The sequence below is a fragment of the Symmachiella macrocystis genome, from assembly GCF_007860075.1.
GTDB classification, from domain to species: Bacteria; Planctomycetota; Planctomycetia; order Planctomycetales; family Planctomycetaceae; genus Symmachiella; species Symmachiella macrocystis.
In genome coordinates, this window is sequence record NZ_SJPP01000001.1 from 3,428,571 (window position 1) to 3,454,229 (window position 25,659).

The 25,659-nt window shown below is 55.3% G+C and carries 21 protein-coding genes; 11 read left to right on the forward strand and 10 right to left on the reverse strand.

Going from position 1 to position 25,659, the window contains the following annotated elements:
- Window positions 1–376 precede the first annotated feature (376 nt).
- Complete coding sequence (locus CA54_RS13295; RefSeq protein ID WP_146371224.1) at window positions 377–1,687, forward strand: neutral/alkaline non-lysosomal ceramidase N-terminal domain-containing protein; 1,311 nt, start codon at window positions 377–379, stop codon at window positions 1,685–1,687.
- 12 nt (window positions 1,688–1,699) lie between these two features.
- Here the strand turns inward: CA54_RS13295 and CA54_RS13300 are convergent, their stop codons facing one another.
- From CA54_RS13300 to CA54_RS13325, 6 genes are all read right to left on the reverse strand, one after another.
- A complete protein-coding gene (locus CA54_RS13300) occupies window positions 1,700–2,941 on the reverse strand; it encodes a hypothetical protein (protein WP_146371225.1) in 1,242 nt (413 codons plus the stop codon).
- Window positions 2,942–2,991: 50 nt separating this feature from the next.
- Entirely contained in the window at window positions 2,992–4,221 is a 1,230-nt protein-coding gene (locus CA54_RS13305; protein ID WP_146371226.1) for a hypothetical protein, read from the reverse strand.
- A 136-nt stretch (window positions 4,222–4,357) separates the two neighbouring features.
- Entirely contained in the window at window positions 4,358–5,257 is a 900-nt protein-coding gene (locus CA54_RS13310; RefSeq protein WP_146371227.1) for a hypothetical protein, read from the reverse strand.
- On the reverse strand, window positions 5,254–5,997 hold the full coding sequence (locus tag CA54_RS13315; RefSeq protein ID WP_146371228.1) for a DUF3299 domain-containing protein: 744 nt from the start codon (window positions 5,995–5,997) through the stop codon (window positions 5,254–5,256). Before CA54_RS13315 ends, CA54_RS13310 begins: the two co-directional genes overlap by 4 nt.
- Before the next feature lie 250 nt (window positions 5,998–6,247).
- Window positions 6,248–7,660, reverse strand: a complete 1,413-nt coding sequence (locus tag CA54_RS13320) for an ABC transporter permease (protein WP_146371229.1) — start codon at window positions 7,658–7,660, stop codon at window positions 6,248–6,250.
- Window positions 7,657–8,331 carry an ABC transporter ATP-binding protein gene (locus CA54_RS13325; RefSeq protein ID WP_146371230.1) on the reverse strand — a complete coding sequence of 225 codons (675 nt, stop codon included), beginning with the start codon at window positions 8,329–8,331 and terminating at the stop codon, window positions 7,657–7,659. Before CA54_RS13325 ends, CA54_RS13320 begins: the two co-directional genes overlap by 4 nt.
- A gap of 349 nt (window positions 8,332–8,680) precedes the next feature.
- Here CA54_RS13325 and CA54_RS13330 point away from each other — a divergent pair, with 349 nt between their 5' ends.
- The 4 genes from CA54_RS13330 (at window position 8,681) to CA54_RS13345 (ending at window position 11,783) form a co-directional block, all read left to right on the forward strand.
- Window positions 8,681–9,712 carry an alpha/beta hydrolase gene (locus CA54_RS13330; RefSeq protein WP_146371231.1) on the forward strand — a complete coding sequence of 344 codons (1,032 nt, stop codon included), beginning with the start codon at window positions 8,681–8,683 and terminating at the stop codon, window positions 9,710–9,712.
- A gap of 65 nt (window positions 9,713–9,777) precedes the next feature.
- On the forward strand, window positions 9,778–10,095 hold the full coding sequence (locus tag CA54_RS13335; protein WP_146371232.1) for a hypothetical protein: 318 nt from the start codon (window positions 9,778–9,780) through the stop codon (window positions 10,093–10,095).
- A 458-nt stretch (window positions 10,096–10,553) separates the two neighbouring features.
- On the forward strand, window positions 10,554–11,393 hold the full coding sequence (locus tag CA54_RS13340) for a hypothetical protein (protein ID WP_146371233.1): 840 nt from the start codon (window positions 10,554–10,556) through the stop codon (window positions 11,391–11,393).
- A 24-nt stretch (window positions 11,394–11,417) separates the two neighbouring features.
- Window positions 11,418–11,783: a hypothetical protein gene (locus CA54_RS13345; protein WP_146371234.1), complete on the forward strand. Its 366-nt coding sequence runs from the start codon at window positions 11,418–11,420 to the stop codon at window positions 11,781–11,783.
- A 23-nt stretch (window positions 11,784–11,806) separates the two neighbouring features.
- Here CA54_RS13345 and CA54_RS13350 read toward each other — a convergent pair whose 3' ends face one another.
- Window positions 11,807–13,003, reverse strand: coding sequence for a sialidase family protein (locus CA54_RS13350; RefSeq protein ID WP_146371235.1), 1,197 nt, complete (start codon window positions 13,001–13,003; stop codon window positions 11,807–11,809).
- Window positions 13,004–13,050: 47 nt separating this feature from the next.
- A complete protein-coding gene (locus tag CA54_RS13355; RefSeq protein ID WP_146371236.1) occupies window positions 13,051–13,881 on the reverse strand; it encodes a hypothetical protein in 831 nt (276 codons plus the stop codon).
- Between the two features lie 270 nt (window positions 13,882–14,151).
- On the opposite strand from CA54_RS13355, the gene CA54_RS13360 reads away from it, so the two are divergent.
- Complete coding sequence (locus tag CA54_RS13360; RefSeq protein ID WP_146371237.1) at window positions 14,152–15,018, forward strand: 3-keto-disaccharide hydrolase; 867 nt, start codon at window positions 14,152–14,154, stop codon at window positions 15,016–15,018.
- 57 nt (window positions 15,019–15,075) lie between these two features.
- Complete coding sequence (ggt, locus tag CA54_RS13365) at window positions 15,076–16,695, forward strand: gamma-glutamyltransferase (RefSeq protein ID WP_146371238.1); 1,620 nt, start codon at window positions 15,076–15,078, stop codon at window positions 16,693–16,695.
- A gap of 53 nt (window positions 16,696–16,748) precedes the next feature.
- Here ggt and CA54_RS13370 read toward each other — a convergent pair whose 3' ends face one another.
- Window positions 16,749–18,563 carry an ATP-binding cassette domain-containing protein gene (locus tag CA54_RS13370; protein WP_146372381.1) on the reverse strand — a complete coding sequence of 605 codons (1,815 nt, stop codon included), beginning with the start codon at window positions 18,561–18,563 and terminating at the stop codon, window positions 16,749–16,751.
- Window positions 18,564–18,795: 232 nt separating this feature from the next.
- Here CA54_RS13370 and CA54_RS13375 point away from each other — a divergent pair, with 232 nt between their 5' ends.
- The 4 genes from CA54_RS13375 (at window position 18,796) to CA54_RS13390 (ending at window position 23,354) form a co-directional block, all read left to right on the forward strand.
- Window positions 18,796–20,076 (forward strand): PQQ-binding-like beta-propeller repeat protein, encoded by a 1,281-nt coding sequence (locus CA54_RS13375; RefSeq protein ID WP_146371239.1) that lies wholly within the window; start codon window positions 18,796–18,798, stop codon window positions 20,074–20,076.
- 396 nt (window positions 20,077–20,472) lie between these two features.
- The gene (locus CA54_RS13380) at window positions 20,473–21,849 is read left to right on the forward strand and encodes a Gfo/Idh/MocA family protein (RefSeq protein ID WP_146371240.1); all 1,377 of its coding nucleotides are present in this window, start codon (window positions 20,473–20,475) and stop codon (window positions 21,847–21,849) included.
- 269 nt (window positions 21,850–22,118) lie between these two features.
- Window positions 22,119–22,808 carry a hypothetical protein gene (locus tag CA54_RS13385; RefSeq protein ID WP_146371241.1) on the forward strand — a complete coding sequence of 230 codons (690 nt, stop codon included), beginning with the start codon at window positions 22,119–22,121 and terminating at the stop codon, window positions 22,806–22,808.
- 63 nt (window positions 22,809–22,871) lie between these two features.
- Window positions 22,872–23,354, forward strand: coding sequence for a hypothetical protein (locus tag CA54_RS13390; RefSeq protein ID WP_146371242.1), 483 nt, complete (start codon window positions 22,872–22,874; stop codon window positions 23,352–23,354).
- A gap of 75 nt (window positions 23,355–23,429) precedes the next feature.
- Here the strand turns inward: CA54_RS13390 and ilvB are convergent, their stop codons facing one another.
- Window positions 23,430–25,214, reverse strand: coding sequence for a biosynthetic-type acetolactate synthase large subunit (ilvB, locus tag CA54_RS13395; RefSeq protein ID WP_146371243.1), 1,785 nt, complete (start codon window positions 25,212–25,214; stop codon window positions 23,430–23,432).
- Window positions 25,215–25,659: the final 445 nt, after the last annotated feature.

Sequence of the window (25,659 nt, forward strand, 5' to 3'; positions counted from 1 at the left end):
ATTACGCATGTCGCATACGTCTTGACGATACCGTTGCGTTCTCTATTTCAGTCTATTCATTATCGAGTTTCGATGGCGAATCCTAAGGAATTTTCCTACGATTTCCACGCGTGAATTCTGTGGGGGATGAAGAATTGGAGCGTTGGCTTTGCCGAGCAGGTGTTTGTCGTCACAAAATCCCCCGTATGCTATGGTGCGGTAGTCGATTTTGTCTTTCAATGCTTTCGATAGCAGGCCGTTAACAAAGAGTGCCACTGGTAGCTTGTCCGCTATTGCAAACGGCGTGACCGGCAATGGCACTGATTAACAGGCTAGCAGTGGTACCTACCTTGTAACGGTTTTCTGATTTCTTTAACGGGCTAATTAGGGGCTATTCATGCTGCGCACTATTTGTTTGGTGATCGCCACGTCCGGGATGTTGTTGATGTCCTCCGCTGTGGTTTATGGCGCGGAACTTCATGCGGGAGTGGCGCGAGTTGACCTCACGCCGCCGTTGTCGATGAAAGCGCCGTTGGGCGGTTATGGAGAGCGGCTCAATCGGCCGGCTACGGGAGTGCACGATCGCATTTTTGCCAAAGCGTTAGTGGTCTCCGACGGTCGTAAAAAAATTGCGATCGTAACGGCCGACATGTTGGGTTTCCCCCCGCCGTTCAAGCAAGCGGTATTGGATGAACTGGACGATCCAAGCTGGACGCACGAACGTCTGATGCTGTTGCCCAGCCATTCGCATACCAGCATCGAAATGAACGCCATCAATCCGTTGAACGTGTTTCAAATTCCTCAGATCGGTATTCACGATCCGAAACTGTTTGAATTCACGGTTGCCAACTTTGCCCAAGCAATTCGCGCGGCTGAAGCAAAATTGGTCCCGGTAACGATTGGAACAACGAGTACCCAAACGCAGGGCTACAATCGAAATCGCCGCGCACGACGCGGGAAGGTTGACCCAGAGTTGACGCTAACACGCATCGACCAAGCGGACGGCCGCGCGTTGGCGGTGTTGGTGAATTTCACGGCGCATCCGACATTTATGTCGGGCGAGGATATGTGGTTTTCCGGCGGTTGGCCAGGACACTTGCAACGCACGTTGGAGTCGCTCATTCGACAAGATGTGACGGTCATGTACTACAACGGCGCCGAAGGGGACCAATCGCCGATTGCCCGGCCGGGCAGCGGCGAAAGTCATTGGGAGCGCGCCGAGGCTTTCGGACGCGATCTCGCGGTCATCGCATTTCGGCAGTGGCGGACAATCACGCCGCGGCCCAATGTCATCTTTCAAACAGTACGGCAGACAATCACTTTGCCGCAGCGGGCATGGCATCCCAATTTCAAAGAAACGGGCGGCAAAGAGTACGGTTTGACCGAAGAGGTTTTGAAAGAGATGTTGCCGAAGATGTTTCCTACAACGTCGGCCAGCGTCGCTGTGCGTCTGGGGGACTTGGTGATCGTGGGAGTCCCGGGTGAATTGGCGGTGGAGTTGGGACTGGAAATCAAAAAGGATACTGAGTTGATCACCGGCGCAAAATATCCCGTCATAGGCGGGTTAGCGGATGAATGGGTCAGCTACATTCTCTCAGCAGAGGAATACGACCGCGGTGGATACGAGGCGAGCGTCAGTTTTTATGGACGTGATTTAGGACGGCAGGTCGTTGATGCCGCTCTGCAAGGAGTGAGGCGATTGCAATAACCAGAACCCGGCCTAGCGGATGTCGAAGAAACGTTCGGCACGTTGCACGATTTTGGGATCTTTCTTGCGCAGTTCAGCCAAATGCCGGCGGGCTTTTTCTTGCAGGCCGGTCTCGTCGCCGTTCGGTTTGCGATTGACGGCTGCGAGGACGTATTTGACGATCGCTACGCGGGCGGTTAAATCGTCGTAGTCTTTTGTGCCATACAGGCCAACCACGCGGTCCATGTCGTCCCAATCGTCCCAGCGAGCCAAGTCGCGTATTGCCATGTCGATGTGCTGCGGATGGTCGATCAGCAGTCGCATGGCTGCACGCAAACGTGGCTTGCTCACGCGGCCGTTGCCGTAAGTCCACATAAACCGCATGGCTTGCATGGCGGCCAGCAATTCGCCGTTGGGGATGTCTTTGTTTTTGAGGACTTCGGTTTCCAGAAAATCGAGTCCACGATCACCAGTGAGCAGCAGATAGCCCCCCATCACGCCATCGACCCCCAAGCGAAAATCAGACGCGCGTTCGCGGATTTTTTTCTCCAATAGCGCTGCGTCCGTTTCGTCGCCGCACAGCCCCAGCATCAAGCCGTACAGTCCGAGACGCGTGCCGGGGATTTGTTCGTCGAAAATCCACTTCCGCAATTTTTTCCGCGGCATGCGATCCCGAAACGAGACCACGTCTTCATAAGGCATCGAAGCGAATTCGGCGTAGGAGTCTTGAGCGATTTCGGGGTTTTTGTTTTCCAGTAGCGCCAAATAGTAATCTCCCCGTTTGGTGGCCGGTGCATCGACAGGAGGGGCGTCCATCACATACTTGATGACTTCGTCGGTCACCTCGATCATGTTGTCACCCCAGACTAGGTTTTCCGGATCGGCGCCGCGGAGCAGGTACTGTGCTCCCTCTTTGGGGGGATAGTAGCGGCGGATCACGATCTCATCGCCGACGACCGGCGGCATGGCGCCGGGTTTGGCGTCCGCTGATTGGTCGATGACAAAGGCCTTGGCCAAAGCGGTCGAGATATGCAGCACTCGTTCGATGCGGACCGTCGTCGTCCCCGGCTGCCCGTCTTGGCCTTCTTCACCAGCAACACGTTTCACGACCACGGTGGCATCGACCAGAAAAATCTGATTGGCGAGTGTGTCAGTCGGAGCACAAAACGGGCAAGCAACCGTGGTCGCGGCGCAGAGCAACACACCAACCACCGCCAAGCAGAAGACATATCCAGCCCGGTGAATTCGGGAGACAACGGGATCTGGCGATTGCATATATCAATCCATTTCCGGCAGCGCAAGATAATTTGGCTGCAGCGGTCTGTTCAATTGATGATGAAGAACCGTTCCGCTTCCTTGACGGTGCGGGGGTCTTTTTGACGCAAGACGGCTAAGGCCTTTTCGGCGTCGGCGGCGCGGGGTGGGGGTTGGATGTCTTCGCCTTGGCGATCATCTTTCGAGCAGGTCAGCAAGTAGCGGACGATGGCCCGTTTCACTGAGGGAACGTTGTATTCCTCGGCGTCGTAGAGCGCCATCAATTGTTCGAGCACCGACCAATCCTTCCACCGCGCCAAGTCAGCGATCACCAAATCGGCCAGCTCGGGGCGCTCCAGGAGAATTCGCATCGATTGCCGCAAACGTTCCGGCTCGAAGCGGTCATCCGCATACTTCCAGACGAATCGCAGCGCCTGCATGGCGGCATAAGTTTCGCTAAACGGGACTTTCTTGTCGGGGTTTTTGACGAACTTGGTCTGCTCGATCACTTTCAAGCCCTCTTCGCCGGAGAGCAGCAGATAACCGCCGATGATGCCGTCCATTCCCAACCGAAATTGCTCGGTCTCTTCGGTGATTTTGTTCTGCATCAATTCCGCGTCGGACTCTTTACCGCACAGGCCAAGCAATAGGCCATACAGGCCGAGTCGTGTGGCTGGGGTATCGTCGTTGGTAATCCATCCGGCGAGTTTTTCGCGAGGCAGTTGATCGGTCAGTTGCGCGATGTCCTTATAGGGAGCATTGGCGAATTCCGCATAGGCGTCGTTGGCGATCATCTCGTCGGGAAACTCTAGAAACTTCAGAAAGTACGCCAAACGTTTCTGTTGATCCGATTCCGGCGACGGCGCTTGAGCAATGTAGTTGAAGCTGGTTTCGGTGACTTCAATCGGGCTACCCCATTCCAGTTCGTTCCCCTGCGTCCCCAGGATCAGAAAAAGGTCGCCTTTTTTGGCGGAACGGAAGCGAGCCAAATCTATTTTTTGCCCTTTTTTGAGGGTCTTCTCTTTGGTGTTCCGCAGCACTTGGGTGATTTTGTAAGTGGTGCTAGCGGGAATAAGCTTGGTGGGGTCCTCAAGCGCCAAGCCATCATCGTCGAATGCGTTCCCTTTCTTAGCGGAGACCCATTGCACCAGGACCGCAGCGTCGGCGGTGGCGAGTTGTTCGCTGAAGGTCAACGAGGGGGCGCTGCAAAACGGACAAGCGAGTAGCGTCGCTTCGGCCGTCGATACGAACGTTGCGATGCCCAATGCTAACAACATAACCATCTGGCGGGCGATTCGCATGTGAAGTACTCCTTGTCCGAACAGGCCGAACCAACTGTGAATTCTGTGAAATTTTGTTGCAAAACCCTCAGTCGCTTTCCGCGGACGATTGACTGTCAGTCTCGCAAATAGGTGCGGCCGGGTTTTGAAAGTGGGATTAACGATCCATGACAATCGCGTCATCGATCAAATACAGCCCGTCGACTTTTTTGTCGTCGTAGGTCAGCATTTCAATATGAAACGTGCCAACAACATCAAAGGGACGGTTTTGAATGTATTTCGTGGTGACGCCTTTGCGCATCACGATTTGTATCACGTCATAAGGTTTGGGATTGCGGCCGAAGCAGCAGATTTCGTTGTCGCGCGCTAAGATGAACGACGGATTTTCGGTATCTGAAAATGGTGGGTACATAAACCCCCGCAAGCGGATGCGTTTGCCGTCGAGGTCCTTCAGCCATTTTGGCATCAAATCTGGAGCGTCTAGCGAGACTGGGTCCATGTTGAGGATCTTCAATAGGTCAACGTCGTCGTAAGAGACGCGCAGTGCTCCGTCCGGTTCCACTTTTTGAAAGGACTTGTCCGGGATGAGCAGTTTGACTTCTCGCGGTTCAGCGGGAATCAACTCCGACGGATCCTCACCGGTGATCTCTTCAGGCCGCATGCCATTGGGCAGCGTGTTCGCTGCTGTGGGAGGAAAGTTCGCCGTGTTGGTCGCTGAGGCGTCCGGCGCCGTCGATGCGGTCGCCAGTTGTAAGGAGGGATCTTCGGGTGGGTTTTTTGAGGCAAAGAGAGCCGGTGGTCGCTCGATGGGAGCGGCTTGGTCTGCGGTTTGCTTAGTGGCTTGCTCTGCGGCTGTGGATTCCGTCGGAGACGTTGCTTCAGCAGCGGTTTGTTTTTCCGCTTCGAGCTCAGCTAACGTCGACTGCATTTCCGAAGAATCGATTGTGAGCAGCGGTTTGTCGGGGGGATTTTTGCCGCAACCGGAGAGCAGGCCGGCACCCGTGACCAAAATCATGCATAACCCAATGGACTGCGCAGCGCAACGTTTGCTTTTCATCTCACGTGGTATCCTTCCAACGTATATACGGGTCTGAGGCCATCGGAAATACGGACGCGGTTGTCCAGCCTCAGTTTGCCGCCGATTCCAACCGGCGTTGTTTGTGAGCGCAAATCAATTTTCATGTCGTTTTGCAACTCAACCAAAATCATGTCTTCGATTTTCGGTTGTCCCCCAAAACAGCAATCACCCGAATCCTTAACGAGCACAAACGTATCAATATCCGTCGTCTTGCGTCCGGGAAACATATAGCCCTTGATGAAGATGTCCTTGTTGTCTAACGCTTGGATATCCTCATCCAATTGGAACTGACCGTTGACCACTTTCGGGGACTGACGGGCAAACCACTTGAAACTAATTCGCTCATGTCCTTCAGGGAGTTCAGCGATGTATTGGTAGGTCAAAAAAGTCGAACCACCGATCACGCTGATCAATGAAAGCGCTAGGCCCACCTTAGCCAGCATGCCGCCGCCCAACTCACCCCCGGAGCTGCGGATTTTCCATAGCGCTGCTGCGCCCATCAGAAAACCCATCGCCCCGATTGCCAAGGCTTCCCACGCCAAGAAACCGGCGGCCGAGCAAAGCCCAAAAAACAGCGCAACAGGCGCCAAGGGCGTTACGGGTCGGTAATCAAATTCTTTGTCTACTGCTGGAGATATCGGCGTCGCTGTAGAAGTCTCGACGGCCGTTTCCGTGGATTCTTCCATCTCATGATGTTGTGGAGCTTCGATCGTCGACATAATCGCCACCCTGTCGTCAGTTCAGGTCCTGGATTAACGCAATGAAATAACAAGATAAAACAGTTTGCCGGTTCTGGACCGTGAGCGGCCTCGCGAATCGGAGAAGAAACGTAAGGAAATACTACGTACTATCATATCATCAAACCAGCGCAGGACTACCCCTCGTCCGTCAAAACGTTGACTAACGCCGAGGTCTTTTCCTGCATGCCGCTGGATTTTGCGCGACACGTATCGCCGACAGAGTCAACTGTTAGTTGGACAGTGCTTTGGCCACATCCGTGCGATAAGCTGTCATCCCAGGCACCATTCCCACCAGGGATGCCAGTACAACCAGTGCGGGGATCAAAACCAGTTCAAACCATTCAAACGCCCACGGATTCATGACGATACCGCTTTTGGCTTCGACATACGGGGCTGCGGCGAAAACCAATCCGTGTCCGAGCAGAACGCCCAGAATTCCACCGCCCACACAGAGCAAAATCGATTCGGCCAGAATGATGGCAAACACACTGCCGCGTCGCGCGCCGAGAGCCCGCATGATGGCGATCTCGCGTTTGCGGTCCGACATGGAGTTGTAAATGCTCACAAAAATTCCCACACCCGAGACCAAGATGATCATCGAGATCAACACCAGCAGCATCAACTGCACGTTGTCGATGAACGTTGAGAACAACAGGCTGATCTGTTGAATCGGACTGACCGCCTGAGCCTCGGGTTGGTCGTTGATGAAGCCCTGCAACTGCGGCGTGACGATTGGCGATTTCGTACGAACGAGGACCGCCGTGACTTCCTTTTGCTCGTCGGGGATCGGTCCGTGATCGTGATGATGGTGCCCGGCATGAGCATCGTGCGATTCGTCGCTATGCGCATCGTCGCTATGCGCATCGTCGCCATGAGCATCGTCACCGTCTGCGTGGTCGTCGTGTGTCTCATCGTGCGCTGTTGCGGCAGGTACGGCTTCGCCTTTCATTTTCCTCAGAGCGGCTGCTTTCGCGGCGGCTTCGTCGGCGGGTTTTTCGTGCCCTTCGATCATGTAAAACCCATCGAGGTGTACGAAGACCCCTTTGTCATTTGGTGTGCCGGTACGACCGAGGACACCGACGACGGTGAATTCTTCATCATGCACGTGCGCATCGCCCGAGCCGTCGTCGACACCGTGGACCGGTTTGAAGGTGCTGCCGATGTCCCAGTTGTTCGCGCGGGCGACCGAAGCACCGATGACCGCGTCGAACGGCTTGGAGATATACCGCCCTCCCTTATAGACGCCATATTTTTTGCCCGGCATGTATTCGACGCCGAAGAACTCCGGAATGGTGCCCATGATGCGAAAGCCCCCCTGTTGGGTGGTATCGCCTAGCGCCAGGGGAATGGCTGCTTCGATGCGCGGGTTGGCTTTGAGGTCTTTGTAATACAGGTAGGGAATGTTTTCGACCGGTTTGCCGAGGTGGAAAATCGTGTTGAGTACCAATTGCAGCGAGCTGCCTTTGGCGCCGACGATTAGGTCGTACCCCGTGGCGGGCTGATTGAATGTTTTGAAAATCACGCCGTGCATGACCAGCACGGTCACCATTAACGTGACGCCCAGTGCGACGCTCAGTGCCGTGAGCGACGATGCCAAGGCCCGTTGCCGAATGCTTTTCCATGCGATTGTGACTAGGTTCATTTCGACCCTCCCGGTTTATTGAAATCTCCCAGTCGTTCCGTCCGGTCGAATTGACCGGCAACGTCCAGCGAGTGCGTGACCAGCAACAACGAAACGTTCCGTTCGCTGCAGGCATCGCGAATGAGCTTTAAGACCAACTCCTGATTTTTGACGTCGACATTGGCAGTCGGTTCGTCGGCTAACAATAAGGAAGGTTGGTTGGCCAACGAGCGGGCGACGGCCACGCGTTGCTGTTCGCCGACCGAAAGCGTGCCGGGACGGTGATTGAGGCGATGTCCCAAACCGACCCGTTCCAGAAGTTCCTGAGCGACTTTCTTACCGCCCGAGTTGCCGGCGAAGCTCATGCCCAGCATCACGTTTTCTAACGCCGTGAAAGCGTCCAGCAGATTGAACGTTTGGAAGACAAACCCAATCCGCTCCGCGCGAAACCGATCCCGTTTGACCTCCATCATGCCGGTCAAGTCGTAGCCATCGACGGCGATGCTGCCGGCATCGGCTTGGGTGATGCCGGAAATCACGTTGAGTAAGGTCGTCTTTCCGCCGCCGCTTTCGCCGACCAGCACGACCTGCTCCCCTTTTTCCAGCGCAAAATGCTCCACGTCCAAAATCGGCAGTTTCGTGCCGTCCGGCTCGGTGTAGCTTTTGCGGACCCCTTTAAGTTCTAACGACATTCCGGCTCCATATCATCCGGGAGTGACTGCGGACACGATCTCAGCCAGTTTTTAGCGGAGGGCGCATTTCGTAAGTGGTTCCATTTCAGCTGTTTGCAACGACCGTCAAGGTTGAGCGGCGTTCGTTGTTGGCCATCATCTTTGCAGATCCCGTTCGAGTCAAGCAGTCGAAGCAGGCAATAGTTGTGTTGCTACGGAAATAGTCTATCCGCAATTCAATTGCAATAACTACGCGATAGATTGGGGGAATGTTGGAAACGTTTTTTTGACGACGAGAAAAAACCGAAATACCTACTCTCCCTTGATCCGACCAACGTTTTCGTCCCATGATGAGCCTAAGAACCGCTCCTTGCGAAGTGGACAATCCGCCAACCTGCTCTCTCAGACATCAACGATCATGATTCCTATCGATTCCAAGACGACTTTTGTATTCCGCCGGTGTGCAGCGTTTTTGGTCCTGCTTGTGGTGCTTTCCGGTCCGCTGACTGCTTTTGCGGCTGAACCGCTGGTGCTGCCGTTGTGGTCGGGGGACGCGCCGGGGTCTGAGAATATTGACGAGGCGGAAATCGTGATGGATCGAGGTGCAGGCAAGGGGTATCGCGATCGCAGCATCGCTCAGGTGCACCAGCCGACCGTGACTGTGTTATTGCCGAAAGCCAAGAAACCGTCCGCAGCGATCGTGATTTGTCCCGGCGGCGGATTCTCGCGGGTGGTGATCGACAAGGAGGGCATTGATTTCGCGAAGTTTCTGAACCAGCACGGCGTTGCCGGCATTGTGCTCAAGTACCGGACAGCGGAATCGAAAGCTCATTTTTACGGGATCAGCGCGGCGACGGCCGACGTGCAGCGAGCGATTCGGCTTACGCGGGCGCGAGCGGCGGCATGGAACATTGATCCGCAGAAGATCGGCGTGTTTGGTTTTTCCGCCGGCGGATCAATCGCTTCGTATGCGGCCACGCATTTCGATCCAGGGCAACGCAGTTCCTTGGACCCGGTCGAGCGGCAAAGATGCCGTCCCGATTTTGTCGGGCTGGGCTATCCATTGGTCTCACTACGGAACGAAGTCACCGGCGGCCGTTATCAAAAAACGGCCTTCGGCAAAAACCCGACGCCGCAGCAGATTCGCCAATACTCCAACGAACTGCATGTTTCCAAGAACACGCCGCCGTCATTTTTGGTGCATACGGAAGATGACACCGCCGTCCCGGTCAAAAACACCCACCAATTCGCCGCCGCCTGCAAAGACGCGGGAGTCCCATGCACCACCTTCATTCGCGAAAAGGGGGGCCACGGTTACGGCATCAAGGATCGCGGCAATCCGATCAACCAGTGGCCGACGGCGTTTGTGGGGTGGTTGAAGGATCGTGGGTTGATGGAGTGATTATTTCACGTCGAGCGAACCACGGAATCACCGGGGGCCCGACTAGAATTGAGGAGTTTTACCCAATGTCTAGCGTCTTCCAATATTCAATTCCATTAGCAATCGTCTTTTTTGCTCTGACAGTGGTTTTAATGCTTCCTACCAAAGGAGCTGAACATTCATTGCGTGACCGGATTGGGCGCGGGGTGTTTTGTTTGGTCTGCGGCATGATTGGGCTGGCAATTGGGGCACTGATGGAACTTCTGTTGATGATGACACCGATAGGATCCATCGATGGTTCGAGCAACGACGGGGCTTTTTGGATAGCTCTGGGATTGTCTTTTGGAATACTTTGGGGATTTGTGTATCAAGTGCTTAGTTACTTGAGTTCGCGTAACAAGTGAAGTTGCTTTTGGTTCCCAAGCTCCGACTTGGAACGCCATTTCGCGAAGCTCTGTTTCGCTGATTGGCATGACTGTAAGGTTTGCTTTCGGGATGATCACTCGAAGCAGAGCTTCGAGAAATCGGGTTCCCAAACTGGAGTTTGGGAACCAGGGGGAATCAAACGCGAGAGTTGGTCGTCGAAAGTTCTTCGGTTGGCAACGCTGAAATTGCGGCTTCTTGCGGGCTGCGCCCGCCCCGATAGCTGGCGCTATCGCGGCCACCCTTGTGGTTGATTATCCAGGGTGGGCCGCAAAGTCTGCCTATTTTCAACAGGGGGCCTAACAGGTCAAACCCGTAGGTTGTGCACGATCGGCACTTTTGAGTTGCTGGGGGACCTCAAGTGGGGAGTGGGGAGGCGTCGAAAATGGGCTTAGTGTCATTCCGCTCGCCCAGTTTCATGCGCAAGGAAGCCGGAGTCATGAGAGTTCAGGCCAACGATTCGGTGCTCGTCACTGCCAACACGCAACGCGTTGCCGCCGAGCGGGGCGTGCAACAAGTCTTCACGGATATTTTGTCGTCCGTGGGCCGCAGCGGCTTTGCCTCCGCCGAGGCGAGCGACGGTTCCGCAGTGACTGCCGACGAAATTACCGACAGTTGGCACGAGTGGTTGAATGTCTCGGGTCACACGCGGTACACCACTTTGGATGCGGCTGAGTCGACCTTGGAGGACTTTAGCGAGTTAATGGTCCAGGCTCACGATGCCGGCGCCTATGCGGCGCCGCAAGCGTTTCTCAGTGGTCTCAGCGACGACCAATTGCAAACGATTCAACACGTTCACCATTTGGCCCAGCCGATCAACGTGGGCGCATTGTCGGACGAAGGAGCATTGAATCTTCTGTTGCCTCCGCCAGCCCAAGTCGACTTGAATCACGACGGTCTGACCCAGTCGGGCATTGGTTATTCGTTGCGTTTTCCCGACAGTCATACTCCGCGTGCGGTTGCTGATGCCTGGGAAGAGGCGACTGCTGGTTTGAGTTTCTCTGAGCGGATGACGCGCGAACTTCAAATGACATCGGAGATTTTGCTGGCCAACATACAAGTTGATGACCAGGGCCGATTTCTCAGTCGCTCCGAACCGGGGGATGCGGACTTCGTCAATCCGATGGCCAGTTCCGACTATTCCTATTTGAACAAAGCTCGCAAGGCGATCGAGTCGCTTGAGTCTTTCAAAAATCAAACGCCTCCCGATCAATACGCCCGCGACCACAGTTTCTGGACCGCCTTTGAATCCGCATTGCAAGACAACGACGCCGTGTAGATGGCCGATGACAAAGGGTGCCACATGAAACTACGCACAGAGGGCTTCTTTCGAGAGTTTGGATTGGGAAACAATGATGGCGTTCCCATGGAGAGTCTGTTCCGCAGCCACGCCGTCCAGGACGAAGAGAAAATTGTTCGGTACCTAACTGAAGGGCATTTAGTGGCGTTTTCCCCCGGTGGCCCGGGCGAGCAAACTGATCCCAGTATTGTTCACAATGTCACAGGGTTATACACAGATGGCGTGTACGTTTGGCCGGATGCGTTGTCTTTCTACGTTGCTGAGCACCATCTACAAATCTCGGATGAGTTCGTTCGGCACATGGAACGCTCTGGTTGGCGAATCCCGAGCGAGGATGAAATCGATTTAACCAGCCTTGAGGTCTGGTGAATTCGTGGCCACGTCCAATAGAGTTATTGGTCGCCGAAGATTGTCTTTGCTTTCAGACGTTGGAAATCGATTGAGCGGCAGTGGTCTGTTTCATACAGGCAGCCGATGTCGCCGTCGGGAAAGCGGATTAAACAACTGTATTCGAAACCGGCTGGGACGATTACGCGGGCCGGTTTCCAGGATTGGCCTTCGTCGCGGCTGATCATGATCGTGCCGTTGGCACGTTTGTCCTTGGTGTGCGGCAAGGTGTGCAAGAGCACACCCGTTTGCTGGTCGTTGGGCCAGGTATAGCGCATGACGCTGGACATGCATTGCGGGGTCAGTAGATCGGTAGCCAATCGATGCGGCGACCAGGTTGCTCCGCCGTCGCTGCTCACGGAGAGCTTCCGAACGGTTCCGCCTTCTTGATCACGGGCCGATAGGAGGATGCCGCCGCCGGCCAGTTCGGCCAACTGGGCTTCATTTCCAAATCCCTTTGGTCCCGGTTCGGCAATCGTACCTGAGAGTTTCCAACTGGCGCCGCCATCGTCGCTATACGAAACGCTATTCGCCGATTTTCGCTTGTCGCCGCCCAGATGGTAGACTTCGTAATTGGGGAACACGATGCGCCCCTGATGCGGGCCGCGGGTCAGTTGCAAAGCGGCGCCGGGGCTGCCGACGGAGATCGCCGTTTTTCGCCGCATGTCTCGCGTGACGTTGCGCGGTTTCGACCAAGTGGCGCCGTCATCATCAGAATGTGTCAAAAACAGGGACACGTTTTTCGGGCCCCCGTATCCCGGCTCGGCGATGACGGTGTGTTTGGTCGTGCGGGCATGCACGCCTTTGGGGAAATGCGTGTACCGTAGAAGAATACGTCCACTGTCCAGCACAACAACGCAAGGATCATTCAGCGAATCGCCCCCCGCTTCGGCAACGATTTGCAACGGCTGCCAACTGCGACCGCCGTCGAGACTGCGGCGCAGCACGATATCGTTTTCGGCATGGTCGTGCAAACCAAGGCGCCGTTCGGCAAACGCCAGCAAGGTTCCCGAATTGGTCCGTGCCAATGCAGGAATACGAAAACCAAATTCGCTCTCTTTTCCTTCGCCCAGTTCAAAGAGCGTGGTGGCATTTTGTGCCGTTTCGCTATCCGCAGCCCGCAGCGTGGTGCGCGACATTTCGGGTGCGGTGCAAAACGCGATCAAGAATAGGAGCGTGGCGAGTGAGATTCGTAAGTGCATGAGTTCCCTTCGGCAGCGGGTGCAGAAAGTTTGATTGAGAGGAGAGGCTATGGCTCGGCAAATACCTCGGCCGCTGTTTTGATTTGTTCGGCGAAGAATTTCGCGTCCTCCGTGTTGCGGGATTTTAGGGCGGCGAGGGCGGCTTCGTATTTTTGTTTGGCGTCGGCTGCTGCGTTCGGCGAGAGTTGATCTGCGAGCGCGGTGTACCCGGCGGCCATGAATTGATAATCGGTCTTGTTCGCCTTCGTAAATTCTACGGAAGATTTGTTGAATTCCGCAATCGCGTCGGCATGTCGATGGGCTGCCAGATGATGCGCGCCGACGAGCCAATGAGCATGGCCCAGTATTTCGGCGTCCCGTTTTAATTCACGGGCCAAGCGAAGGTTCAATAACGCAGCATCGTAGCCTGCCGCCCGATCCGATGCGGTGATCGTAATCCCCTCGTCCCGCCAACCGGGCCAGCAGTTCACGCCCAGGTTATAAGCGATCGTCTTGGCTATGCCGCGAAGTTGTTCTGCGGATTTCGGATTAGTGGTTTCGAGTTGCTTTGCTTGCGAGAGCGCATATCCAATTCCGCCGCGACCGAACATAACCATTTGCGGGACGTTCTTCTCCTGAAAATAGAATTGGCGGAGCAGTTGCGAGTAATGCTCGGCCACTACAGCTGGTTCACCAGCGGCTTCCAGTTCGGCCATGGCGGCATAGGTGTCGTCGCCTTGTTTGACGGCGGTCACGATTTGATTTAACAGTGCTTTGTCGACGGGGATTTTTTGTTCTTCAGTCATGGCGACCTGTTGCGAGCATGCGAGTAAAGTAGCTGTGAGGACAACGATTTGTGCGGTGGTTGAAACCGGCAATCGGAATGAGTGGCGAGCCATTTGTTTCACCCTTTGCCTGCGAAAGCGGTACAAACGTTTCGCACATTCTCTGCTGATTTCGGTTGCCTCCCCGGTTACGTTACGCGAGGATGTTGACTTATCGCAGGCTCTACATATACCGCAGTCGGAGACCAGAAACCATGGCCGGGAGTGCCCGGTATCTGGCATCGGAACTTGCGACTTGTTACGCTGAATGTGTTGTTGACGGTTTTTCTGTGAAACGCTCTGTGGAAGATATAAAGACACAGCGCCCGCTAAAGAACGATCACCATGAAAAAACACACATTGGCTTGTTGGATTTGTACGTTGCTCGCACTTTGCTTTTCGGTGCGAATCGCCGCCGGCGCAGAGGAGGCCGAAAAGGTCATCACGCCGACGGATGCTCCGATCGTGCTGTTTAACGGCAAGGATCTGACGAATTTTTATACCTGGTTGCAGGATACGAAACGTGAAGATCCTCGCAAGGTCTTCACCGTAACCAAAGAAGCCGATGGAACGCCGGTGATCCGCGCTTCAGGAGACGGGTTTGGCGGAATTGTGACGAAGGATAAATATACCAATTACCACTTGGTGGTCGAGTACCGCTGGGGTGAGCTGACCTGGGGCCAACGGAAAATGGCAGCAAAGGACAGCGGCGTCCTGTTGCACTGCAACGGCGACGATGGCAATTACAACGAGGGTGGTGGAAACTCACCCTGGATGGCGGGTATCGAGTGCCAGATCATCGAAGGGGGCGTCGGCGATTTTCTCGTGTTGGGAGGAACCGACAACGACGGGACCAAACGTGTCCCCAAACTGACCTGCGAGTTCGTCAAAGACCGTGACGGCGAAGCCGTTTGGAAAAAAGGCGGCGAGAAGCAGGCTTTCACCAGTGGACGCATCAATTGGTTCGGGCGCGACCCTGATTGGAAAGACGAATTGGGGATTCGTTTTGAGCAAGACAAAGACAGCCCGGGTCAAAAATGGACTCGGTTGGAATGCATTTGCGACGGTGGGAAGATCACCAATATTGTGAACGGGACCGTCGTTAACTATGGCGAGATGGCGGAACCGGAATCCGGCAAGCTGATGTTCCAATCCGAAGGCGCCGAGATCTTCTTTCGCAAAATCGAATTGCATCCGCTGAAAAAAGAATAAGCTGCGCCGCATAACGCTGTTTTGTTTTGATTCGCTCTTGACGAAAAACGCATCCAGATGTCCCATGCCGACAAATGGGCGCGCACGCGTCCCACGATCAGCGGTTTGCACGGCGCCGTCGCCTCGGCGCACCCCTTGGCCTCGCAAGCGGGGTTGGATGTTCTTCGCAGCGGCGGAAACGCGGTCGATGCGATTGCCGCGACTGCTGCGACGCTGGCTGTCGTCGAGCCGTACATGAGCGGACCGGGTGGCGTTGGGTTTCTACTGTTACACAAAGCCGACGGCACGACGCGGGTGTTGAATTTTAGCGGCAATACACCAGCCGCCGGCACGCCCGATCAATTCACTCCGGAATCACATGAGTGTGGTCCGCGGGCTTGTTTGATTCCCGGCAACCTTGCTGGTTGGCTGGAAGCGGTCGAACGTGAGGGGACTTTAAAACGCAGCGACATCTTTGCCGCGGCGATACGTCATGCCGAGGATGGGTTTCCGCTGCATCCGACGAACGTGCACTTTTTGAAGATTTGCACACCACGACTCAACGACACGGGGCAACGGGTTTTTGCGACGGTACCGCATCGTATCGGCGCGGTGCTCAAACAACCCGACTTGGCGAACAGCTACCGGCAGATCGTCGACGAAGGAGCGGAGACCTTTTATCGAGGCGAATTGGCTGGCAAGATCGCCGAGCATATTCAATCGCAAGACGGCCTGCTCAGCCGTGAGGATCTGGCGAACTATCGTCCGGAGTGGGAATCACCAATTGGGGTCGATTATCGCGGCACGCAGGTGAAGACCTGTCCGCCGAATAATGAAGGCTTTCAGATCCTGCAGCAACTGCGCATGTTGGAGTCGTTCGACTTAGGCGAAATGGGGCACAATTCGGCCGATTACATTCAGCTGGTCAGCGAAGCAATCAAACTGGCTGTAGCGGATCGTATTGCAAACAACGGCGATCCCAAGTTATGTGAAATTCCGCTCGAGCGATTGCTGAGCGACGACTACATCGCCGAGCGTCGAAGCCTGATCAACCGCACGTGGGCCTCACACAGTGAAGGGGAACGTTGGTTTGGTCCCCGCGATGAGGCAACCGTCGGTCCCGGGCGAATCAATGGCATGACCACGCACATGGCGGCGGTGGACGAAGCGGGCAATGTGGCCAGTATTACACAGTCGTTGGGGAATGGTTTTGGCAGCGGGGTGATGATTCCCGGTACGGGAATTGTTCTGAACAATTTTGCCTGGTGGTGCGAAATCGATCCCGCTTGTCCGACTCCGAATTTGATTGCTCCCGGCAAACGCTGGTCGAGTTGCATGGCGCCGCTGCACGCGTTTCGCGACGGTCGGTTTTGGTTTTCGGTGGCGACACCGGGGAGCTGGGGGATTTTGCAGACGACGATGCAGATGTTCTTAAACGTCGCCGAATTCGGTGCCGATCTGCAAGCGGCAATCGAAGCACCGCGGTTTCGCGTGTGGGAGCGGACGCGGATGCAAATTGAAACGCGGATTCCCCGTGCCGTTCGCGATCAACTCACACGTCGACACCACGCACTGGAACCGGTCGGAGATTTCTCGCCGTTGGTCGGTGGCGGGCAAGGGGTCATGATCGATCCGGAGTCGGGCGCACGAATGGCAGCCGCCGACCCTCGCCGCGACGGCTATGCGCTGGCGTACTAACTGTTTTGATGGCACTGTTGGACAAGCCAGCAGCGGCACCCAAAGCGGGTGATTTACGCGCGGGCTTCGAGTGATTCCCAGCGTTCGTAGGTCTCGGCGAGTTGCTTTTCTAGTGACTCCAACTCGGTGGTGGCTTGGGTGATTGCTGCGCTGTCTTGTTTGAAAAAGGCGGGATCGGCCATCGCATCGTGCAGGTCGGCGATTTGTTTTTCTAACCAGCCGAGTTCTTCGGGCAAGTCGGCCAATTCGCGTTGTTCTTTGAATGTCAGTTTTTTTTGCGGCGTGCGTTCGGTTTTCTTGGCCTGTTTTTTCGCCGGCTTTTCGGGCTGTTCTGCGGCAAGGTTCAGGTCACGTTGGCGGATGTAGTCGTCGTAGCCTCCCGCGTACTCCTTGATTTGCCCTTCCCCTTCGAAGACAAACGTGCCGGTGACGACGTTGTTGAGAAACGCGCGGTCATGGCTGACGATCAACAGTGTGCCGCCGAAGTTGTCGATCAATTCTTCGAGCAGTTCCAGCGTTTCAGTGTCGAGGTCGTTCGTCGGTTCGTCCAATACCAGCACGTTGGCGGCCCGCTTGAAGAGTTTGGCCAGCATCAGCCGATTGCGTTCGCCGCCTGAGAGATATCGTGCCGGTCGGCGGGCGCGTTCGGGGGTGAACAAGAAGTCTTGCAGATATCCATAAATGTGTTTTTCGCGGCCATTGATCATCAGTTTGTCCTGACCTTCGCCCACATTTTCAGCGACGGTCTTGTCTTCTTCGATCGTTTCCCGCAACTGGTCAAAATAGGCGACTTCCAACCGCGTGCCATGCCGCAGGCTACCTTGCTGGGGTTCCAAATCGCCTAGCAGGAGTTTCAGCAATGTCGTCTTGCCGGCGCCGTTGGGGCCGATGATGCCGATGCGGTCGCCGCGCGTGATCAGCGTTGAGAAATCGTCGACGATCGGTGTGTCGCCGTAGGAGAACGAGATGTTTTTGGCCTCGATCACCATCCGTCCCGATTTCTCAGCTTCAGAGACTTCCATGCGGACGTTGCCGACTTGGTTGCGACGCTGACTGCGTTCTTCACGCAGTTTCTTCAGCGCTCGCACGCGTCCTTCGTTGCGCGTTCGGCGGGCTTTGATTCCTTGACGAATCCAGACTTCTTCCTGAGCCAACTTACGGTCAAAGGCGGCGTTTTGTTTTTCCTCGGCTTCCAGCGCTGCTTGTTTCCGGTCCAGAAAAGTGGCGTAGTCGCAGGTCCAGTCGAAGAGTTGTCCGCGGTCGATTTCGATGATCCGAGTAGCGATTGCCTGCAGGAAGACCCGGTCGTGCGTGACGACAATTAACGTGCCGTTGTAGTTCTTGAGAAAGCCCTCTAGCCAGGAGATGGCTTCGATGTCGAGGTGGTTTGTCGGTTCGTCGAGTAACAAAATGTTCGGCTCGCGGACCAAGGCTCGTGCCAACAGCACACGGCGTTTCATCCCGGACGAGAGCGCCGCGAACCGGTCTTCGCCGTTGAGTTTCATACGAGAGAGCACGGTTTCGACGGAATGTTCGATTTGCCATTCTTCGACCGGCGGATGATTCGCCGCACCCGACTCCTCCACGTCGTCATTGAATCCGTCAGCGACGACTTCGGTGACGGTCCCCTGCTCTCCTTGCGGGACTTCTTGGATAAGCCGCGCGATCTTCAACCCACCGGCGCGGTTCAGTTCGCCATCTTCGGGGGCAAGTTCACCGGCCAGTAGTTTCATCAGCGTGGACTTGCCAGCGCCGTTGCGTCCCAACAGACCAATCCGCTCCCCCGGCTCGATCTCGAGGTTGACTTCGTCCAGCAATAACGGCCCGCCAAAGGCAAAGGAGACGCGGTTTAAGCTCAATAATGACATGCGGCTTCGTGAAGTTCGTTCCAAGGTGAAAAAATGTACCGAATCGTGTCCGGCGTCCCGGTCACTGTGTAACACTCCCACGACCGCCGTGCAATACTCGCGATCCATAATACGGGCGATCAACGGTCCGTCGCGCTTGCGAAAATCCCCCGCTGTCGCCAACATGGAATGCAGTGATGTTGACCCGACGCAACGCGCCCTCTCCTGAATCCCCCACCCGCGGAGTCCGAATATGGTTTCAGTAAAACACGTCCTTGTGTGTGCCTGCCTGACGTCAGCGTGCTGCGTAACGAGTTGGGCCGGCGAAAATTGGCCCAATTATCGCGGTCCCTCCGAACAAGGTTTGACCGATGCCGAAAACCTGCCGTTGACCTGGGGGGAAGACAAAAACATCACTTGGCAAACGCCGATCGAAGGCAAAGCTTGGTCGACACCGGTAATTTGGGGAGACCAGATCTGGATGACCTCTGCTCCGCTGGAGGGAAACCGGCTGCGGGCAATTTGTGTCGATAAAAAAACCGGAAAAATCGTGCACGATAAGATGCTGTATGCTGTCGCCGGACCGCAGTATTGCCATCCCTTTAATTCGTACGCATCTCCCTCGCCGGTGATTGAAGAAGGACGGGTTTACGTCAGTTTTGGTTCGCCCTACAACGCGTGTCTCGACACGAAAACGGGTAAGGTGATTTGGGAACGGGATGATTTTGTCTGCAATCATTTCCGCGGTCCCGGCTCGTCACCGTTTCTGTATAAAAATCTGCTCATTTTGCACTTTGATGGCAGTGACCGCCAATATGTCGTGGCGCTCGACAAGCAGACCGGCGATACGGTTTGGGAAACCGAGCGCACTGTTGATTTCGACGACATCGTAGAAAAGACCGGCAAACCGATACGCGACGGGGATTTCCGCAAAGCGTTTTCGACTCCGATGATCGCCGACGTCGATGGCCGGCCGATGTTGATCAGTTTGGGATCCAAAGCGCTGTATGCCTATGATCCGGAAACGGGAGAGGAGCTTTGGCGGCTGAATGCACCCGGCGTACATTCGGGGTCGTGCCGTCCGGCGCTAGGACACGGTTTGGTATATATGCCGATGGGCTCCGGCGGAAAACTGTGGGCCGTCAATCCCAACGGCAGCGGGGAACTTCCGCAGGATCATATCGCCTGGGAATACAAACAAGTGGTCCCCCGACGAGCCTCTCCGTTGTTGGTGGGTGATTTGTTATTCGTAGTCGACGACGGGGGCATCGCCGCCTGTATTGATGCGAAAACGGGCGAGGGGATTTGGCGAAAACGGCTGGGCGGGAACTTCTCAGCTTCGCCGATTTATGCGGACGGCAAAGTTTATTTCTTCGATGAGGACGGCAAAGCAACAGTCATCGAAGCGGCCCGCGAATATCGCCAATTGGCGGTCAATAAACTGGGGGACGGTTTTATGGCTTCTCCGGCGGTTTCAGGCGACTCCCTGTTCCTCCGTTCACGCAGCCAGCTCTACCGTATCGACGCTGAGTAGGCGTGAGGGAGGGAAACAATCATCGGGTGGCAGCGATTGCCAACGGCAATCGGTGTGCCGTCGGCACAAGATGCAGCAGTTTCAGCTGTCCCCGCCAGCGGTTCTCTGCTCATTTCTGGACGCGGTAATTGCGGCTTCTTGCGGGCTGCGCCCGACCCGATGTCTGCGCCATCGTGGCCACCCCTCAAGCGAGTTGATTCTCAAACTGCTTTGCGGAATCTCGTCTTCTCTAGTTAATACCGTAACGATATTGCCGGTTTTAAGGCGGTTTATCGCCGACTGACTACAGCCTATTTTCCAACGCAACTCTTGCAATAACGCATAATAACCGCGTATGCTGAACGTAACGGAACTCGTTGATGTAACCGCTAATTCCTTTTTGCAAAGGGCCTGTCGATGACCGATGCCAATACCGCCGATACTTCGCGGCGAAACTTTTTGAAAAACACAGGCCGCGTTGCAGCTGCGTCGACATTGGTCGCCGGAATGTCCCCACGGGCATTCGCCTCGGAAGACAACACGATTCAAGTCGCGTTAGTGGGTTGCGGCGGACGGGGAACGGGAGCGGCTGCCAATGCCCTTTCCGTGAAAAACGGACCGATCAAGTTGGTCGCCATGGCCGACGTATTCGAGGATCGGCAGTCAGATAGCTACAACGGCCTCGCAGCCAAATTTTCTGATCAACCCAATAAAGTCGACGTACCGGAAGAACGTCGTTTCATCGGTTTTGAAGCGTACAAGCAGGCGATGGATTGTTTGAAGCCGGGCGACGTCGTGATCCTCGCTACACCTCCCGCATTTCGTTGGGTGCAATTCACCTATGCCATCGAAAAAGGCCTGAACGTCTTCATGGAGAAGCCGGTCACGGTCGACGGCCCCACTTCGCGGAAGATGTTCGCCTTGGGTGAAGAATCGGCAAAGCGCAATCTAAAAGTTGGTGTTGGTCTGATGTGCCGTCACTGCGATGCACGCGCTGAATTGCACGAACGAATCCAGCAGGGAGAAATCGGCGAGATCTTGGAGTTGCGAGCCTACCGCATGGCGGGCCCCACCGGATCAGCTGCTGTGGGTCCCAAACCGGCCGACGCGAATGAACTGGAATACCAGATTCGCAACTTCCACGCGTTTCTGTGGGCCAGTGGCGGCGCCTTTAGCGACTTCTTGATTCACAATATCGATGAATGTTGCTGGATGAAGAACGCCTTCCCCATCGAGGCCAAAGCTTCTGGGGGGCGGCAATATCGCGGCAATGATGTCGACCAAAACTTCGACAGTTATTCGGTGGAATATACTTTCGAAGATGGAACGAAGTTGATGCTCAACGGCCGGACGATTCCCGGTTGCCATCATGAATTCGCCAGCTATGCCCACGGAACCAAAGGGGCAGCGGTGATTTCCACAGCTTCACACTCGCCGGCGAAATGCCGCATCTACAAGGGTTGGAATCTGGACGAGAAAAACCTCGTCTGGGCCTATCCGCAGCCGGAGAAAAGCCCCTATCAACTGGAGTGGGACCATTTGATCGATGCGATTCGCAACGACAAGCCCTACAACGAAGTGCAGCGGGGTGTCGAGGCATCGCTGGTGACCTCCATGGGTCGGATGGCGGCGCACACCGGAAAAATTATTACCCGCGACCAAATCCTGAATGGCGATCACGAATTCGCCCCGGTTGTCGATCAATTGGCTCTGGGAGGCGAAGCCCCGTTGGTGGCAGACAGCAACGGCAAATACCCCATCCCGTTGCCGGGACTGCTCCGTCGCGAGTACTAAGACGCACTTTGCTAGTCAGTACCAATCAAGCCACGAGTGACTCGTTCACTCGTGGCTTTTTTTGATGACGAGCCGTTGTACGTGCGTGTTATTCAAGATTTGCGAGGTTTGAGCGAATAGTGCCTGGCGAGATTTTTTTTGATCCAATCGCCATTTTTTTCTGTTAGCGAATACACAGCCTGGATTTTTTTGTAGACTCATACGTCTCGTCCGGCCGCACAGCCGCTTATTTGACCTAACGCCAATTTTAGTACAGAGAGTTATAACCAATGTCCAATGACAGCTTCAACGATGATATTGATGACGGCCGCGCAGCGAAACCGGGAATGAGTACCGGGGTCAAGGTATTGATCGGCGTTTTGGTTGGTGGTGGCTTGCTGTCGCTTCTATGCTGCGGCGGATTCGTGTTCTTTGGCTATACGATGGCCAAAAAAGCGGAGATCAAGGCGGCCCCCGAAGAGGTCCGTTCTGTTGCTTCTCAGATCGCGACGATCGATATCCCGGCAGAGTATGAGCCGAAGGCAGCCATCAACATGAACGTGGAGATGATGGGACTCACGATGGCGATGGCGGTATTCGCCGATGGGGACGAGAATGCCGGTGTGGTTTTGATGCAGGTGAAAATGCCGGACCAGCAATTGGAACAGGAACAAGCGCAGATGCAACTTGACCAGCAATTCGCAGGAATCAAGGATATGTATCAGCAGCAATCAATGGGCCAGTATTATTTTCCTGAGCCGCTAACAGGCTCGGAATCGGAATCGCGCGAGTTGACCGTGCAGGGAGAGCCGGTTGAATTTCAATTCACGAAGGGCCACGGATCAATGTCAGACCAGGACATGCGGCAAGTGGAAGGAACTTATACCGCTGATGGCGGCCGCGTCAGAATTATCGTGCAAATGCCCGAAGAGGATTACAACGAAGATGAGGTCGTCAAGATGATCGAATCGATTCAGTAATCTCGCCGTTGTTGAGCAGAGTTTCACCGAGCGCGTCGGGCATTCTTCTCCGGAGAGATTGTCATGGCCAAAAAGAAGCAGACGCGGAAAAAGGCGGCCAAACGTAAGGCGACGAAGAAAAAGGCCGCCGCACGGAAGCCGGTGGCTAAACGTAAAAGCGTCGCTAAGAAACCGTTGAAGAAAAAGGCGGCCGCTCGGAAGTTCAAGAAAAAGAAGGTTGCCAAAAAGCCGGTTGGCAAACGCAAAGCAGCTAAGAAAAAGGCCAAACGCGCCGCCTCGCTCGGCCGGCCGAAATTTACGGGCGAAGCGGCGCTGGATCAGGTCTTCAAGGAGGACTACCACGCCCGGCAGATCTTTACGTTTCTGGGCGTATCGTCACTGAAAGAACTCGAAAAATTCGGGCCCGAAGAAATCGTCGACCGGCTGTCGGCGCCGCTGGTGCAAACCGTACAGCAGATCCGCAAACGATTAGCGGATCACAACCGGCATCTAGCGGGGGACCTAGATTATGCGGTGCAGCGGAAACAGCAGCGCATGGGCAAATAAAATACCCCAGCGGAACCGGGGCTTGTGACGGGCAGATTGCCGCGTGAATGGGACGAGCATGCTGTCCCGCGACGATCATTCGGTGATCATGCCATCAACAGAATGGCCTGTGGGAATCATCGGCAGCACATGTTCCTGGTAGGGACACAGCACGTCGAGCAAATAAGGGCCTTCAGCAGCTAGCATTTCGGCGAGTGCTTCGGGGAATTCTTTTTTGCTGCGGACTTGGCGGCTGGCGACGCCGTAACCTTCGGCGATTTTGACAAAGTTGGGATACGAGTCGTCGACCCGTTCGGTTTCTCCCTTACCGGTCGCTTCGGGATGATGCACCGGGCCGAGATATGTATGTGCGCGGTTGCCGGAATGGAACCGATCTTCCCACTGCATCACCATTCCCAGGTGCTGATTGTTGAGCAACAAGATCTTCACCGGCAGGTTCTCGCAGTGCAACGTCGCCAGTTCCTGGATGTTCATTTGGAACGAGCCGTCGCCATCGATGTCGACGACAGTCTTGCCGGGATGTGCCGCTTGCACGCCCATCGCCGCCGGCAATCCGAATCCCATCGACCCCAGTCCCGAGCTACTCAACCAGCGCCGTGGGCGATCGAACTTGTAGTATTGTGCCGACCACATCTGGTGCTGTCCAACTCCGACCGCGATATAGGCATCATCTTCATGCGTCTGCCGCCACAGTTCTTCGATGGCGTATTGTGGCAGGATGAAATCGCCGGCGTCTTTATAACGCAATGGATGGTTTTTCTTCCAATCCGCACACTGCTTTTGCCAGACGGAAATATCAGGAATGTCGTCGTCGGTCATCGCATCATTCAGGGCGATCAACGTGGCGTTGAGGTCCGCATTGATCGGGATATGCGCTTCTTTGTTTTTGTGAATTTCCGACGGATCGATTTCGACGTGAACGATTTTGCCGTGTTTGGCAAACTCTTCCAGTTTTCCCGTCACGCGGTCGTCGAAACGAACACCGAATGCCAATAACAGGTCGGCATCGGCAACGGCATAGTTGGCGTATTCGGTACCGTGCATCCCCAGCATATGCATCGATTGTTCGTGCGTGCCGGGAAACGCGCTGAGCCCCATGAGCGTCATCGTGACTGGAATGCCGGTCCGTTCGGCGAAGACTTTGAGTTGTTCAGAAGCGCCCGAATGAATGGTGCCGCCGCCGACATACAGAATCGGTTTTTTGGAACGACGAATGGCGGCGAGAACCTGCTTGATTTGTTCCGGAGCGATATTGCGGATTTCCGGACGATAGCCGGGCAGATGCATGGGCGGATCGTAATCGGGCTCTTCGTCCAGCGTGGTGTTTTGGACATTCTTAGGAATGTCGATCAACACCGGTCCCGGCCGACCGGTCGTGGCGACATGAAATGCCTCTTTGACGACCCGCGGCAGATCGGCGATATCGGTCACCAAGTAGTGGTGTTTGGTAATCGCGCGGCAAACTTCGACGATGGGGGTTTCCTGAAATGCATCGGTACCAATCACCGACCAGGGGACCTGTCCCGTGATGGCGATGATCGGGCAGCTATCGAGCTTGGCATCGGCCAGTCCGGTGACCAGATTCGTGGCTCCGGGACCGCTGGTGGCGACGCAAACCCCCACCTGTCCGGTGCTACGGGCGTACCCTTCGGCTGCGAATGCTCCCCCTTGTTCGTGTCGGGGTAAAATTGTCCGCAGCTCATCAGCCCGCGTGGTGAGTGCTTGGTGAATCGGCATGCTGGCCCCGCCGGGATACGCGAAGACCACTTCTACTCCCTGGCGAATCAACGCGTCGACAAGAATGTCCGCTCCATTGATGGGAGTACTGCGGGTCTGGGGGCGTTCTTCTGCGAGGGACACTGGAATTCCTCAACTCACTAAAAAAGGCGTGTGTAATTCAAAAACAACAAATGGGAGAAAATTGGCTGGGCGTGGTCGCCGGAGTACGAATTTACGTCGCCTCTTCAAGCAGGAACAGTGTTGCTCCGTTGCCGGAAAAGTCGGCGCACGTCGAGACCGAATAGGAAAAATCGTGGTTCGACGCGCTTCGCCCCTCCAATCATCAGCAATGCCCATTCTAACCGGTTCCGTCACCGATGGCGAGATGCAGAACGGATTGTTAGGCCGTTTCCGGCCAAGAATGCTGCTGGGGATCGAAAATGGCGGTCGCGAGCCGTCTGGTGGTTTAGGGGACATTTCCGGCTTCAAATAGGTTCGCACAGACTTGTCGGCTGGTGTTTTTCCCTAGAAAAAAGCGAGAGGTAATGTTCGATCTCTGTTGATTGGAGTAGCGAGAGTTTGTTTG

Excerpts from the sequence above, each read along its gene's own strand:
- CA54_RS13335 (WP_146371232.1), top strand. The coding sequence starts at position 9,778 with ATGTCTAGCGTCTTCCAATATTCAATTCCATTAGCAATCGTCTTTTTT.
- CA54_RS13315 (WP_146371228.1), bottom strand. The coding sequence starts at position 5,997 with ATGTCGACGATCGAAGCTCCACAACATCATGAGATGGAAGAATCCACG.
- CA54_RS13340 (WP_146371233.1), top strand. The coding sequence starts at position 10,554 with ATGAGAGTTCAGGCCAACGATTCGGTGCTCGTCACTGCCAACACGCAA.
- CA54_RS13345 (WP_146371234.1), top strand. The coding sequence starts at position 11,418 with ATGAAACTACGCACAGAGGGCTTCTTTCGAGAGTTTGGATTGGGAAAC.
- CA54_RS13305 (WP_146371226.1), bottom strand. The coding sequence starts at position 4,221 with ATGCGAATCGCCCGCCAGATGGTTATGTTGTTAGCATTGGGCATCGCA.
- CA54_RS13390 (WP_146371242.1), top strand. The coding sequence starts at position 22,872 with ATGGCCAAAAAGAAGCAGACGCGGAAAAAGGCGGCCAAACGTAAGGCG.
- CA54_RS13355 (WP_146371236.1), bottom strand. The coding sequence starts at position 13,881 with ATGGCTCGCCACTCATTCCGATTGCCGGTTTCAACCACCGCACAAATC.
- CA54_RS13300 (WP_146371225.1), bottom strand. The coding sequence starts at position 2,941 with ATGCAATCGCCAGATCCCGTTGTCTCCCGAATTCACCGGGCTGGATAT.
- CA54_RS13380 (WP_146371240.1), top strand. The coding sequence starts at position 20,473 with ATGACCGATGCCAATACCGCCGATACTTCGCGGCGAAACTTTTTGAAA.
- CA54_RS13370 (WP_146372381.1), bottom strand. The coding sequence starts at position 18,563 with ATGTCATTATTGAGCTTAAACCGCGTCTCCTTTGCCTTTGGCGGGCCG.
- CA54_RS13350 (WP_146371235.1), bottom strand. The coding sequence starts at position 13,003 with ATGCACTTACGAATCTCACTCGCCACGCTCCTATTCTTGATCGCGTTT.
- CA54_RS13325 (WP_146371230.1), bottom strand. The coding sequence starts at position 8,331 with ATGTCGTTAGAACTTAAAGGGGTCCGCAAAAGCTACACCGAGCCGGAC.
- CA54_RS13320 (WP_146371229.1), bottom strand. The coding sequence starts at position 7,660 with ATGAACCTAGTCACAATCGCATGGAAAAGCATTCGGCAACGGGCCTTG.
- CA54_RS13360 (WP_146371237.1), top strand. The coding sequence starts at position 14,152 with ATGAAAAAACACACATTGGCTTGTTGGATTTGTACGTTGCTCGCACTT.
- CA54_RS13385 (WP_146371241.1), top strand. The coding sequence starts at position 22,119 with ATGTCCAATGACAGCTTCAACGATGATATTGATGACGGCCGCGCAGCG.
- CA54_RS13295 (WP_146371224.1), top strand. The coding sequence starts at position 377 with ATGCTGCGCACTATTTGTTTGGTGATCGCCACGTCCGGGATGTTGTTG.
- CA54_RS13375 (WP_146371239.1), top strand. The coding sequence starts at position 18,796 with ATGGTTTCAGTAAAACACGTCCTTGTGTGTGCCTGCCTGACGTCAGCG.
- ggt (WP_146371238.1), top strand. The coding sequence starts at position 15,076 with ATGTCCCATGCCGACAAATGGGCGCGCACGCGTCCCACGATCAGCGGT.
- CA54_RS13310 (WP_146371227.1), bottom strand. The coding sequence starts at position 5,257 with ATGAAAAGCAAACGTTGCGCTGCGCAGTCCATTGGGTTATGCATGATT.